The 13043-nt window shown below is 74.4% G+C and carries 13 protein-coding genes; 8 read left to right on the top strand and 5 right to left on the bottom strand.

Annotation, left to right across the window (positions count from 1 at the left end; genetic code table 11):
* Positions 1 to 222 precede the first annotated feature (222 nt).
* Positions 223 to 615 (bottom strand): DUF2267 domain-containing protein, encoded by a 393-nt coding sequence (locus TPA0908_RS21165; protein WP_107155450.1) that lies wholly within the window; start codon positions 613 to 615, stop codon positions 223 to 225.
* A gap of 403 nt (positions 616 to 1018) precedes the next feature.
* Here TPA0908_RS21165 and TPA0908_RS21160 point away from each other — a divergent pair, with 403 nt between their 5' ends.
* Positions 1019 to 1723 (top strand): CBS domain-containing protein, encoded by a 705-nt coding sequence (locus TPA0908_RS21160; protein WP_281940510.1) that lies wholly within the window; start codon positions 1019 to 1021, stop codon positions 1721 to 1723.
* 64 nt (positions 1724 to 1787) lie between these two features.
* Here the strand turns inward: TPA0908_RS21160 and TPA0908_RS21155 are convergent, their stop codons facing one another.
* The 3 genes from TPA0908_RS21155 to TPA0908_RS21145 are packed head-to-tail and all read right to left on the bottom strand — an operon-like array spanning position 1788 to position 4985.
* A complete protein-coding gene (locus TPA0908_RS21155; protein WP_281940508.1) occupies positions 1788 to 3131 on the bottom strand; it encodes an MGH1-like glycoside hydrolase domain-containing protein in 1344 nt (447 codons plus the stop codon).
* The gene (locus TPA0908_RS21150; protein ID WP_281940506.1) at positions 3128 to 3946 is read right to left on the bottom strand and encodes a sugar phosphate isomerase/epimerase family protein; all 819 of its coding nucleotides are present in this window, start codon (positions 3944 to 3946) and stop codon (positions 3128 to 3130) included. Before TPA0908_RS21150 ends, TPA0908_RS21155 begins: the two co-directional genes overlap by 4 nt.
* A 1-nt stretch (position 3947) precedes the next feature.
* A complete protein-coding gene (locus TPA0908_RS21145; protein WP_281940505.1) occupies positions 3948 to 4985 on the bottom strand; it encodes a zinc-binding dehydrogenase in 1038 nt (345 codons plus the stop codon).
* 121 nt (positions 4986 to 5106) lie between these two features.
* On the opposite strand from TPA0908_RS21145, the gene TPA0908_RS21140 reads away from it, so the two are divergent.
* Genes TPA0908_RS21140 through TPA0908_RS21120 form a run of 5 tightly spaced genes read left to right on the top strand, consistent with a single transcriptional unit; the run spans position 5107 to position 9579 of the window.
* A complete protein-coding gene (locus TPA0908_RS21140; protein WP_281940503.1) occupies positions 5107 to 6498 on the top strand; it encodes an ABC transporter substrate-binding protein in 1392 nt (463 codons plus the stop codon).
* The gene (locus tag TPA0908_RS21135; RefSeq protein ID WP_281940501.1) at positions 6495 to 7454 is read left to right on the top strand and encodes a carbohydrate ABC transporter permease; all 960 of its coding nucleotides are present in this window, start codon (positions 6495 to 6497) and stop codon (positions 7452 to 7454) included. The genes TPA0908_RS21140 and TPA0908_RS21135 overlap by 4 nt, the downstream gene beginning before the upstream one ends.
* Positions 7454 to 8320: a carbohydrate ABC transporter permease gene (locus TPA0908_RS21130; protein WP_107162409.1), complete on the top strand. Its 867-nt coding sequence runs from the start codon at positions 7454 to 7456 to the stop codon at positions 8318 to 8320. Before TPA0908_RS21135 ends, TPA0908_RS21130 begins: the two co-directional genes overlap by 1 nt.
* A gap of 30 nt (positions 8321 to 8350) precedes the next feature.
* Positions 8351 to 8953 carry a phosphatase PAP2 family protein gene (locus tag TPA0908_RS21125; protein WP_281940499.1) on the top strand — a complete coding sequence of 201 codons (603 nt, stop codon included), beginning with the start codon at positions 8351 to 8353 and terminating at the stop codon, positions 8951 to 8953.
* 23 nt (positions 8954 to 8976) lie between these two features.
* Positions 8977 to 9579: a class I SAM-dependent methyltransferase gene (locus TPA0908_RS21120; protein WP_281940497.1), complete on the top strand. Its 603-nt coding sequence runs from the start codon at positions 8977 to 8979 to the stop codon at positions 9577 to 9579.
* Between the two features lie 128 nt (positions 9580 to 9707).
* On the opposite strand, the gene eccB is transcribed toward TPA0908_RS21120, so the two are convergent.
* Positions 9708 to 11090 carry a type VII secretion protein EccB gene (gene eccB / locus TPA0908_RS21115; RefSeq protein ID WP_281940495.1) on the bottom strand — a complete coding sequence of 461 codons (1383 nt, stop codon included), beginning with the start codon at positions 11088 to 11090 and terminating at the stop codon, positions 9708 to 9710.
* Between the two features lie 139 nt (positions 11091 to 11229).
* On the opposite strand from eccB, the gene TPA0908_RS21110 reads away from it, so the two are divergent.
* Complete coding sequence (locus tag TPA0908_RS21110) at positions 11230 to 11499, top strand: metal-sensitive transcriptional regulator (RefSeq protein WP_281940493.1); 270 nt, start codon at positions 11230 to 11232, stop codon at positions 11497 to 11499.
* Between the two features lie 125 nt (positions 11500 to 11624).
* Positions 11625 to 13025, top strand: a complete 1401-nt coding sequence (locus tag TPA0908_RS21105) for an MBL fold metallo-hydrolase (protein ID WP_281940491.1) — start codon at positions 11625 to 11627, stop codon at positions 13023 to 13025.
* The last annotated feature ends 18 nt before the right edge of the window (positions 13026 to 13043 follow it).

The following is a 13043-nucleotide window of genomic DNA, read 5'->3' as shown; positions in this document are numbered from 1 at the left end:
TCTCTCGACCGGAAGAGGATCGATCCGGGTCGAGCCGAAGGGGGGACGACCCCTGGCACCTCGGACGGAGGAATTCGTCCGATCATCCCTCTAGCGCGTAGACGATTTTCAGCGTAGATGGCTACTCGCGAGTTATTTTACGGTGAAAGTACTTCTGGGCGGTTAAATCTTCGCCTTATGGGCGGCCGCTCCGCAGCTCGACCCGGGTCGCGGGGAGCGTGCTCAGACATCGTACGGCGGACGCGGAAGCGGGTCCACCATCGCGTCGAACCCCCGGGGTAGCTGCGCCACCAGATCCTGGAACTCGCCGACCGTGACCGTCTCCCGAAGCGTGGCGAGCACCGCCCGCGTCCCCACCTCGGCCAGCGCCGGATCCACCGCGGCCCGGTCGGCCACCCGGTAGAGGAAGTCCACCGCGGCCCCGGTCGCCGGCGGCCCGGCCGTCGCGAGGTAGCCGCCGACGTCGTCGGGAAGCTGGGCGGCCAGGTCGGCCGACTCGTCGGCGGTGATCCGCTCGGCAAGGGTCTGCAACACCGCGCGGGAGATCGTCGCCGCGTCGTCGGTGGGCAGCTCGGCACGACGCGCCACCGCGTCGACGAACAGCGGAAACCGCATCCCGCCCTCCCCTGGCAGCCGGTCGCCGACCTCCCGGGAGACCCCCGCCCCGCCGGCCCCCGCGAGTACCCACCCCCCACCCCCACAAACACCCCACCCCCAACCCCAACCCCGCGCCCGCGCCCGCGCCCGCGCCCGCGCCCGCGATCTTGCACTTGCCGCCCCGACAAAAGCGACCGATCCGACGTCTCGCGGGCCACAACTGCAAGATCGGTGAGGAGGGGCGGGGCGCGGGGGCGCGGGGGACCTAGGGCCTGGGGGGTGGGTCCGTGCGCCCCTGCTCGGGCCGGTCACGGCGGCCTAGCGTCGGAGACGGGTGGCTCCGGGTCGCGGCGTCGGACGTGCCGAGCGGGAGCCATCGGAGGCGCCGGAGCGCGGCGTCGCGGAGATCGGGAGGCCGACCATGCGGACGTGGCAGGTGCAGGACGTGATGACCACCGACGTGGCGACGGTACGGGAGGGCACGGCGTACCGGGAGATCGTCGACGTGCTGGCCGACCGGAACGTCACGGCGGCGCCGGTGGTGGACGGCGGCCGGCGGGTCCTCGGGGTGGTCTCCGAGGTGGACCTGATGTACAAGGTGGAGCTGTCCGGACAGCCCCACGAACGGCGGCTCCGGCCCGACCGGCACCGCCGGGAGGCGCGGGCGAAGGCCGGCGCGACGCTCGCGGCCGACCTGATGACCGCTCCCCCGGTCACCGTCGCGCCGGACGCCACGCTCGTCGAGGCGGCCCGGCTGATGAACACGCGCGGCGTCAAGCGACTGCCGGTGGTCGACGACCTGGGCCGGCTGGTCGGCATCGTGACCCGCGGCGACCTGCTCAAGGCGCACCTGCGCCCGGATGCGGACATCCGGCGGGACGTGGTCGACGAGGTGCTTCGCCGCACGCTCGGTGTACGCGACGGCGTGGTGGACGTGGCCGTGCACGGCGGCGTGGTGACGCTCACCGGGCAGGTGGAGCGCTGGTCCACGGTGCACCTGGCGCTGCGGTTGACCCGGCAGGTCAGCGGCGTGGTCGAGGTGGTCGACGCGCTCGGCTACGCGATCGACGACGCGCCGATGTCGGCGCTGCGGCTCGGTGGCGGCATGCCGGCCGGCATCGCCTGACCACCGGGGCCGGCGGCAGCGGCCCCGGGGCGACGCCACCGGGTCGGCGGCCGGTCCGCGCCGGTCAGCCCTCGGCGAGCACGTCCAGCACCAGCGCGGCGGTCCAGCTGAACGCCGGCGAGCCGAGGCCGGCGCCGGTGTCCGGGTGGAAGTACTCGTGGCAGCCGGCGCCGTCGACCAGGTCGAGCAGGGAGTCCCGCAGCCCGGCGGCCAGGTCGGCCCGGCGGTGGGTCCGCAGGCCCTGCCAGAGCAGCCAGCCGGTGTTCACCCAGCTCGGCCCGCGCCAGTACCGCAGCGGTTCGAAGTCCGCCGCGGTGCGGTCGTACGTGGGCAGCGGCCGGTCCATCCGGGCGGCCAGGCCGAACCGGGACGAGCACGCCTCGGCGAGCACGGCCCGCACCTGCGGTTCCGGCAGGTCGGGCAGGGCCAGCGGCAGCAGCCCGAGCACGGTACGGGGGCCGACGAGCCGGTCGGTGCGGACGTCACGCGGCCGGAACGTGCCGGTGACCGGGTCCCAGAGGCGGCTCACCAGCGCCTCGGTGAGGCGGGCGGCCCGGTCCCGGTGCGGGCACGGGTCGGCGCCGACGACCGTCGCGATCCGGGCCAGCGCGTACTCGGCGACCCCGAGCGCGGCGTTGACCAGCGGGCACTCCACCAGGAACGGGTGCCGCCCGAGCAGCCCCTCGTCCCGGTAGCGGCCGGCCCGGTAGCTGTCCACGAGCGCGACGTACCGCGCGTAGTCCAGGTCGGTGGGCCGGTGCGTGGCGTCGGCGTGCGCGGTGTCGTGCCGGCGGTACGCGCGCATCACCGCCTCGTCGGCCGGCACCGCGGCCAGCGGGGTGTCCCAGGCGGGGCTGTTGTCCAGGCCGGACTCCCACGGGTGCACGATGGCGGCCAGGCCGCCGCCGCCGACGTCCCGCCGCCCGGTCAGGTAGCGCTGCTGGGCGACCAGCCGGGGATAGAGCCGGCGCAGCGCGGCCACCGACGCCTCGGAGGGGGCGCGGCGGTGCACCAGCCAGGCGGCCGGCGCGTGCACCGGTGGCTGGACGATGCCGGAGGTGGCCACCGCCGGCGCGCCGTCGGCGCACGCCGAGTCCCAGAACGTCGGCCCGGGGAAGTACGGGCCGAGGTGCGGCGCCGGGTTGAACACGATGTGCGGCACCCGCCCGTCGACCCACTGGGCGGCGAACAGCGTACGCAGCTCACGCCAGGCCCGGTCCGGTCGCACGTGCGCCAGCCCGACCGCGATGAACGCCGAGTCCCAGCTCCACTGGTGCGGGTAGAGCGTGCGGGACGGGACGGTGTGGTCGTGTTCCCAGTTGGCGTCCAACGTGGCCAGCGCGAGCCGACGCAGTCGGGCGTCCCGTTCCGCGCCCGCCCGTACGCCGGCCGCCAGGCTGCCGGTCACGCGGCGGCCCGCCGGGGCCGGACGGAGGTCAGCACGGCGGCGGCCTGGCGCAGCGCGGCGACCGGCTCACCGCGCAGCCGGCACTCCAGCGCCAGCCAGCCGGGGTAGCCGATCCCGGCGAGCGTGTCCCGCAGCGCGGCCCAGTCCAGGTGCCCGGCGCCGGGCTGGTGCCGGTTGGAGTCGCTGACCTGCACGTGCCCGAGGTACGGCGCGGCGGCGCGCAGCGCGGCGCACGGGTCGTCCTCCTCGATGTTCATGTGGTAGGTGTCGGCGACCACCCGTACCGCGGGCGACCCGACCGCACGGCACAGCTCGACCGCCTGGTCGAGCCGGTTGACCATGTGGTCCTCGTACCGGTTGAGCGGTTCCAGGAACAGGGTGACCCCCTCGGACCGGGCGTGCTCGCCCAGCTCGCCCAGGGCGTCGACGAGCACCCGCCGGTCGGCCTCGGGCGACCGGGGCGGCTCGTGCGGCGGCAGCCGGCGGGAGAACATGCCCCAGGCGGCCGGCGTCATCGCGCCGACGCCGCCCAGCTCGGCGATGACGGAGAGCTGGGAGCGCAGGTTGCGCACCGCGTCCCGGGAGCGGGCCGGGTCGAAGTCGCCGATGAAGTGGTCCATCTCGACGCAGACGGTCGGCGTCACCACCCCGGCGGCGCGGGCCCGGCGCAGCTCCGGCAGCCGCCGGGCGAACGCCAGGTCCCCCCGCCCGCGCAGCTCGATGCCCCGGTAGCCGAGGGAGACGGCGAGGGCGTACTTGTCGATCAGGTCGGCGCCGGGGAGCAACTGCTCCTGGCAGGCCAGTGGGATGTCCATGTCAGAACCTCAGCACCACTTGGAGGACGTCACCGTCACCGCGGTCGAGCAACGCCAGCGCGTCGGCCACCGCGCCCGCGTCGACGACGTGGCTCACCAGCGGCAGCGGGTCGACGCTGCCCTCCGCCACCAGGTCCATGAAGGTGTGCGCGATCCGCGTCCCGGACCACCGGCCGGCCGTGCCGGGAGCCGGGTCGGGGCCGGAGACCTGGGCGGCCACCAGCTGGATCCGGTTGTGGTGGAACTCCTCGCCGAGTTCCAGCCCGTGGGCGTACCCCTGGTAGAAGCCGGCGGCGACGACGCGGCCGGCGTGCGCGGTGGCCCGGATCGCCTCGTGCAGCGCCGGGTAGGCGCCGGACAGCTCCAGGCAGACGTCGGCGCCGCGACCGTCGGTGGCCGCCCGCAGCGCGGCGGCGGCCGAGTCGCCGGCGGCGTCGACGACCCGGCGGGCGCCGAGGCGGGTGGCGTGCGCGAGTCGCCCGGGCATCCGGTCCACGGCCACCACCCGGCTGCCGGAGAGCACCGCGAGCCGGGTGCCGAGCAGCCCGATCACGCCCTGGCCGAAGACGCCGACCCAGTCGCCGAGGTGCAGGTCACCGGCGAGCACCGCGGTCAGCGCGATGGCCCCGGGACGGGCGAAGACGGCGGCGAGCGGGTCGAGGCCGGGGGCGAGCGGGTGCGTCGCGGCGGCGGCGAGCACGGCCTCCGCGCGGTGCCCCCAGATGCCCCAGACGAGCTGGCCGGCGCGGCGGTCGGCGACATCGGGGGCGACCTCGACGATCTCGCCGACCTCCTCGTAGCCGAAGCCGACCACCGGGTACGCGGGCGCGGCCTGCCGGGGCACGAACATCCGGGAGGTGGCGTCCCAGTCCTTGCGGAGCCGGGGGTTGCTGCCCCGGTAGAGGGTCAGCTCGGTGCCGGCGGAGATGCCGGAGTAGCAGGTGCGGACGCGGACCTGACCCGGGCCGAGGCGGTCCGGGGGGCAGGGCTCCAGGCGGATGCTCCGGGGCCCGGCCAGAGAGACAACCCAGTTGGCCATGGCGTCGCTCCGAGGAAAGTGCCGGCCTCAATGCTAACCCAAAAATGGGCATATGTGATTAGATTGATGAATCTGCGGGTATTGATGGCGTGCCGTGTAATTTCGAGAAGGAGTGCCGCCGATGCCATCACCCTCCACACGGCTGCTCGCTTCGAGCCTGATCCTGGCACTGGCCGGGGTCGGCACGACCGCCTGCAGCGACGACGAGCAGAAATCCGACAGTTCCCAGATCACCGTCTGGAGCCTGGAGGACGTGGCCGACCGGGTCACCGCCACCAAGGCGATCATCGCCGACTACACCGCGAAGACCGGCGTGAAGGTCAACCTGGTCACCGTCAACGAGGACCAGTTCCCGTCGCTGATCGCGTCCAGCGCCGCCGCCGGCGACCTGCCCGACGTGGTCGGCTCGGTGTCGCTCGCCGGCGTCCGCACGCTCGCCGCCAACGAGCTGCTGGAGCCGGACGCCAACAAGGCCGTGGTGGACAAGCTCGGACGGGACACGTTCTCCCCCCGCGCGCTGGAGCTGACAAGCGACGGCGGCACCCAGCTCGCGGTGCCCAGCGACGGCTGGGGCCAACTGCTCGTCTACCGCAAGGACCTGTTCGACGCCGCCGGCCTGCCCGCCCCCGACACGTACGAGAAGATCGCCGCCGCGGCGGCGAAGCTGAACACCGGCGGCGTCGCCGGCATCACCGCGGCGACCGCCCCCGGCGACGTGTTCACCCAGCAGACCTTCGAACACCTCGCGCTGGCCAACAACTGCCAGCTCACCGACGACGCCGGCAAGGTCACACTCGACTCACCGGAGTGCGTGGAGGCGTTCCGGTTCTACGGCGACCTGATGCGGAACAACTCGGTCAGGGGCGCGCAGGACGTCGACACCACCCGGGCCACCTACTTCGCCGGCAGGGCGGCCATGCTGATCTGGTCGCCGTTCGTCCTCGACGAGCTGGCCGGCCTGCGCGACGACGCGCGGCCCACCTGCCCGCAGTGCCAGGCCGACCCGGCGTGGCTGGCGAAGAACAGCGGCTTCGTCACCGCGATCAAGGGCCCGAACGGCACCGCGCCGGCCCAGTACGGCGAGGTCAGCTCCTGGGCGGTGCTCGACGACGCGGCCGACCCGGCGACATCCTTCGTGGAGTACATGCTCTCCGACGGCTACCCGCGCTGGTTCGGCATGTCCCCCGAGGGGCGGTTCCCGGTGCGCACCGGCACGCCGGAGGACAAGCAGAAGTTCCGCACGCTGTGGAACACCAGCCCGGCCGGGGTGGACACCAAGAAGCCGCTCTCCGACGTCTACGGCGACGACGTGCTGGCCACGCTGCGCAAGAGCCCGGACACGTTCCAGCGCTGGGGGCTGACCCAGGGTCAGGGCAAGCTGGTCGGCGCCATCCTCGGCGAGCTGCCGGTGCCCAAGGCGCTCGCGGACGTGGTCGGCGGCAAGTCCGACGCCCGGGCCGCCGCCGAGCGCGCCAAGAAGGACGTCGAGGCCATCGCCAAGGGCGTCAATTGACCACCGTCGCGCCGGAGGCCGGCCGCTCCCCCACCCCGGAGCGGCCCCGCCGGCCCGGCCGCCGCCCGCTGACGCTGCGCCGCCGGGAGTCCCGCGCCGGGCTCGCGCTGGTCGCGCCGACGCTGCTCGTCGTGCTCGCGGTGATCGGCATACCCATCGTCTGGACCGTGGTGCTGGCCTTCCAGCGGGTACGCCTGGCGACGCTGCGCAAGACCGGCCTGTTCGGCGAGCTGACGCTGGACAACATCGACCGGGTGCTGCACACCCCCGGGTTCGCCGACACGCTCTGGACCACCGTGGTCTACAGCGTCGGCGGCACGGCCGGCTCGATCGTGGTCGGCCTGGTCGCGGCGCTGGCCGTCCGGGGGCCGTTCCGGGGCCGTACGCTGGTCCGCGCCTCGATGCTGCTGCCGTACGTGGCGCCGGTGGTCGCCATGACGTTCGTCTGGCAGGTGATGCTCGACCCGCAGCTCGGCATCGTCAACGACTGGGGACGGCGCTTCCTCGGCTGGGACGCCCCGGTGGCGTTCCTGTCCCAGGAGTCCACCGCGCTGTGGACGGTGATCGCGTTCGAAGCGTGGCGCTACTTCCCGTTCGCGTTCCTGTTCCTGCTGGCCCGGCTCCAGGCCGTGCCGGCGGAGCTGGAGGAGGCCGCCCGGGTCGACGGCGCCACCCCGACCCAGCGCTTCCGGCACATCCTGCTGCCGCAGCTCATGCCCGTGATCGCGCTGCTCGGCGTGCTCCGGTTCATCATGACGTTCAACAAGTTCGACGACGTCTACCTGCTCACCGGCGGCTCGGCCGGCACCGAGGTGGTAAGCGTCCGGGTCTACCAGTTCCTCACCGCGCGTACCGACATCGGCGCCGCCGCCGCCCAGGCGGTCGTACTGGCCGTGGTGCTTCTCGTGTTCGTGGCCATCTACCTGCGCTTCTTCGGCGCGAAACGGGAGGCGTGATGGATCGGGACCGGATCGAGACGGTCAGCCTGCGCTGGCTGCGCCGGCTGGTGATCGCCGGCTTCCTGCTGGTCACGCTGCTGCCGTTCTGGTACATGCTGGTGCTGTCGGTACGCCCGATCGAGCGCCTGCTGCTCGACCCCGGCTCGCTCTGGGTGCCGTTCGGCGAGCTGACCGTCGCCACGTACGCCGAGGTGTTGAAGTCGGTGGAGAGCGGCGGCCAGGGTTTCCTCACGTTCATCCGCAACAGCGGCCTGGTGGCGCTGGCCGCGACCGTGCTCACCCTGGTGGTCGCCATCCCCGGCGCGTACGCGGTCTCCCGGCTGCGGTTCTTCGGCCGCCGGCAGGTCAGCGCGCTGTTCCTGGCGGTCTACCTGTTCCCGTCGATCGTCATCGCGATCCCGCTGTTCGTGGTCTTCAGCCGCGCCGGGCTGCGCGGGTCGTTGTTCGGGCTGGTGCTGGTCTACATCTCGCAGACGCTGCCGGTCTCGGTCTACATGCTCAAGAACTACTTCGAGACCATCCCGGTCAGCCTGGAGGAGTCCGCGGCGATCGACGGTGCCGGCCGGCTCGGCATCATCCGCCGGGTCAGTCTGCCGCTCGCCGCGCCGTCGGTGATGGCGGTCGCGCTCTACGACTTCATGATCGCCTGGAACGAGTTCCTGTTCGCGCTGCTGTTCCTGGTCGACCGGCCGGACCGGTGGACCGTCTCGTTGGGGCTGTCGTTGCTCGCCGACGGCGTCGAGGTGCCCAAGACGGTGCTGATGGCCGGCTCGGTCATCCTCACCCTGCCGATCGTGGTGCTCTTCTTCGCCGGCGAACGGCTGCTCACCGAGGGTCTCACCAGTGGGGCCGAGAAGGGCTGAGCAGGGGCGGCGGCATGCCAGGATGACCCGGTGCGATCACCACGGGAGCGCCCGGCCGGCGCGCGGCTGGCCCGGCTGCTCACCGAGGTGTTCGCACCGGGCGTCCTGGTGACCGCGTTGCCGCTGGTGGCCGCCGCCCGGGTCAGCCGCTCACCGGCCCAGTTCCTGCTCTGGGGCGGCACCGCGCTGCTGTGCTGCGCGATCATCCCGGTCGGGGTGATCGTCCACGGCGTACGCCGGGGTCGGCTCACCGACCGGCACGTCGGCGACCACCGGCAGCGGGCCCGACCGCTGTCGATCGGCCTGGCCTCGGTGGCGGTCGGATTGCTGCTGCTGGCGGCGCTGGACGCGCCGGCCGAGCTGTTTGCGGTGATCGTGGTCATCTTCGTGGTGGGCACGGCCTGCACGCTCGTCAACCACTGGTGGAAGCTGAGCATCCACGCGGCGGTGGCCGCCGCCACGGTGACCGTGCTGATGCTGCTGTTCGGGCCGGTGGCGCACCTGGGCTGGCCGCTGGCGGCGGCGGTCGGCTGGTCCCGGGTGCGGCTGCGTGACCACACCGGGCCGCAGGTGCTGGCCGGCGCCGCGCTCGGCGCGCCGCTGGCCGCCGCCACGTTCCTCGCGCTGACCTGAACAAGATCAGTTACGGTTGGCCCATGAGCAAGCCGACCCGCTGGGTGACCGACACCAAGCCCGGCCACTCGCAGTGGTACGTCGACCGGTTCCGCCGCCTCGCCGCCGAGGGGGCGGACCTGGCCGGCGAGGCCCGCCTGGTGGACGCGTTGGTGCCGCCCGGCGCGCGGATCCTCGACGCCGGCTGCGGCACCGGCCGGGTCGCCGCCGTGCTGGCCGACCGCGGCCACACCGTCGTCGGCGTCGACGCCGATCCGACGCTTGTCGAGGCCGCCCGCGCCGACCACCCCGGTCCCCGGTTCCTGGTCGCCGACCTGGCCGAGCTGGACCTGCCCGCACAGGGCGAGCCCGAGCCGTTCGACGCGGCGGTGGTGGCCGGCAACGTGATGACCTTCGTCGCTCCCGGCACCGAGCGCGCCGTGCTGGCCCGGATCGCCGCGCACGTGCGTCCCGACGGCGTGGTGGTGGTCGGCTTCGGCACGGACCGGGGTTACCCGGTCGCCGAGTTGGACGCCGACGCGGTCGCCGCCGGCCTGCGCCGGGAGCACCGCTTCGCCACCTGGGACCTGCGTCCCTGGCAGGACGACGCCGGGTTCGCGGTGACCGTGCTGCGCCGCCCGGCCTGAGCCGCCCGCCCGCCCCGGATCGCACCGGCTCCGAGCCGGGCCGGGTTGCGCCCGACCTGAGTCGCGCCGGCCTCGGGTACGCCCGGCCTGACTCGCGCCGGCCCGAGCCGCGCCCGGGTTCCGCCCGGTCAGGCCGGGGCGGCCACGGCACGGGCCGCTGCCGGATCGAGCGGGCTGCCGGCCGGCAGCAGGTCCACCAGTCCCGCCGGCAGCCGCACCGGCCGCACCCCGGAGTAGCCGAGCATGCCCGGCACGTCCGCGCCGGCCAGCGCGTACCGCCGGCCCAGGTCGGTGACCACGCACACGGTGCCGCCGGTCGCGCCCGGGGCGGCCACCGCCTCCACCAGCGCGCCGCGCCCGGGCTCCACCACGACCTGGTCGGCGAGCCCACCCCGACCCCCGGCGGTACGCGCGGCGGCGGCCGGGTCCGGTGCGGTGACGCCGAGCCGGATCTCGCGTACGCCGGTGTCGTCACCGGCCCGCGCGCAGAGCGCGCCCGGATCGGCGGTGGCGAGCCGGGGCGGCACGGCGGGCGGCGCGGCGGGCCCGGCCGGCACCAGGTCGGGCAGCTTCGGCAGCGCCGCGAACCGGCCGAGCGTGATCGGCGCCGGCTCGCCCTGCCCGGTGCGGGCCAGCAGCAGCGCGGCCTGCAACTCGGTGATGCCGGCCAGCCCGTCGCGCGCCACCACCGCGTACTGCCGGCCGCCGCCGGAGTTGCGCACCAGGTAGACGTCGCCCACGGCGGCGTCGGGGACCCGTGCCGAGGGAGCGCCGAGCGCGCCCACCGGCGGTGGGACCAGGTCGGCGCCGGCCGGCACGGTGTTGAGCAACGCCGCCGCGACGGGGACGGCCCGTTCCCGGGTGGCGGCCAGCGCGGCGAGCACCCGGTCGGTGTCGCGCAGCAGGTACCGCCGGTCGTGCCAGAGAAGGTGCAGGCCGCCGTCCGGGTGGCGGACCAGCAGGCCCTGGTCGCCGAGCGCCCGCCCACCGGCCGCGGCCCGCCCGATCAACAGCGCCGAGCGGGCCTCGGGCCGGCCCGGCTCCACGGTCACCGACGAGCAGAGCGTCCAGCCGTCGCCGACCAGCCGGTTCGGCGCGGGCAGCGAATCCGGCGCGTCGGCGATGCCGAGCGGCAGCCCACGGGGCACCCCGTCGATGGCCCGGCGGGTGACCAGCACGGTCTTCGGCCGCTCCGCCCCGATGATCAGCAGGGCCGAGGCGTAGTTGAGCACCGGGTGCAGCTTCTCGTCGCGGTAGACGAACCGGGCGCCGGACTCCTTCTCCACGATCACCGCACCGGTGTCCCGCCAGGAGCTGCCGCCGCCGGTGAACAGGCCGTACAACGCCACTCCGCCGAGCGCGATCACCGCGACCAGCACGCTGGCCAGGCCGGCGCCGGCCAACCGGCGGAACGGCGACTGCGCCGGATCGGTCTCCCGCATCACCAGTGCGGCGACCGCCCGCTGCACGGTGAACTGGTACGAGTGCAGCTGGTCCTGCCGCGACGCCATCGGGCCCCTCCACCGGGATAGTCGCCGCACAGGATAAGCGCTCCGTCGATCCCCCGCCCACCCTGCGTTGCCCCCGGGCGGCAGGGACGGTGGCAGGTTGGGTACCCCCGGGGGTATGGTCGGGGGCAGGAGGTGGGACGTGAAGCTTCGACCCGAGATGACCAGTGACGCGCTGACCCGACTCAAGCGGGCCCGGGGGCAGCTCAACGCCGTGATCGAGATGATGGAGAACGGCGAGGACTGCCGCGCCGCGCTGACCCAGCTCGCCGCCGTCTCCAAGGCCATCGACCGGGCCGGCTTCAAGATCATCGCCTCCGGCATGCGCCACTGCGGCGCCGCCCGCCGGGCGGGCGAGGAGCCGGAGATGACCGAGGAGGAGCTGGAGAAGCTCTTCCTCGCCCTGGCCTGACCCACCGACTTCCGCCCGCGCCGCCTGATCGCGACGCGGGCGGGTAATCCGCGCCCGGAACCGGGCCGGAGTCTGCCTCCCACATACCCCCGGGGGTATGTGGGGACGAGGAGAGGAGAACGCACGTGAGCACCGAGGTGACAGTCATCGCGACGTCCTCGCTCGGCGACCGCAGCTACCTGGCGTCCGACGGCCGGGTGGCGGTCGTGGTCGACCCGCAGCGCGACATCGACCGCGTCCTGCACCTGGCCGGCGCGCGGGGAGTGCGGATCACCCACGTGGTGGAGACGCACCTGCACAACGACTACGTCTCCGGTGGCCTGGAGCTGGCCCGGATCACCGGCGCCCACTACCTGGTGTCCGCCGCCGACGAGGTCGGCTTCGACCGGATGCCGGTGACCGACGGCGACGTGGTGCCGGTGTCGGACGGCCTGCGGCTGCGGGTGGTCGGCACCCCCGGCCACACCTTCCACCACCTGTCGTACGTGCTGGACGAGGCGGGCGGCGGCGGCTGGACCCCGGCCGGCGTGTTCACCGGCGGGTCGCTGCTGTTCGGCACCACCGGCCGCACCGACCTGCTCGGCCAGCGGCACGCCCACGAGCTGGCCCACCACCAGCACGCCTCCGCCCGCAAGCTGGTCGACCTGCTGCCCGACGGCGCGCAGGTGTGGCCCACGCACGGCTTCGGCAGCTTCTGCTCGGCCCGCCAGGCCGACGCCCCGGAGTCGACCATCGGCCGGGAGAAGGCGGCCAACCCGGTGCTGCGGCTGGCCGCCGACCGGTTCGTCACCGAGACGCTCGCCGGCCTGGACGCCTACCCGGCCTACTACGCGCACATGGGCGTGGCCAACGCCGCCGGCCCCGCCCCGGTCGACCTCACGCCGGTGGCCCGCGCCGACGCCGGTGAGCTGCGCCGCCGGATCGCCGCCGGCGAGTGGGTGGTCGACCTGCGGCACCGCAAGGCGTACGCGGCCTCGCACCTGGCCGGCACCGTCGGTCTGGGCCTGGACGGGCCGATGTCGACGTGGCTCGGCTGGCTGATCGAGTGGGGCGTGCCGATCACGCTCCTGGCGGAGACGCCGGAGCAGGTCGCCGACGCCCAGCGGGAGCTGGTCCGGATCGGCGTCGACCGGCCGGCCGCGCAGGCCACCGGCGACCCCGGGCAGTGGGCCACCGACCGCGCGGAGTTGCGCGAGCTGACCGTGGCCGACTTCGCGGCGTTGGCCGCCGCGCAGGCCGGCCACATCCCGGCCGGACTGCCCGCCCCGCAGGTCGTGCTCGACGTCCGCATGACCAACGAGTGGCGGGCCGGGCACGTCGACGGCGCGGTGCACGTCCCCCTGCCCGACCTGCCCGGACGGCTCACCGACCTGCCCGCCGGGACGGTCTGGGTGCACTGCGGCTCCGGCTACCGGGCCACCGCCGCCGCGTCCCTGCTGGCCAACGCCGGCCGCGACGTGGTGCTGATCGACGACGCGTTCGGCCGCGCCGAGTCGGCCGGCGTCCGGATGGCCCCGGCCGGCTGACCGTCCCCGCCACCCTGC

Source organism: Micromonospora sp. AKA38 (genome assembly GCF_027925725.1).
Classification (GTDB): domain Bacteria; phylum Actinomycetota; class Actinomycetes; order Mycobacteriales; family Micromonosporaceae; genus Micromonospora.
Note: the sequence above shows the minus strand (reverse complement) of the source record. Positions and strands in the feature narration are given on the sequence as shown.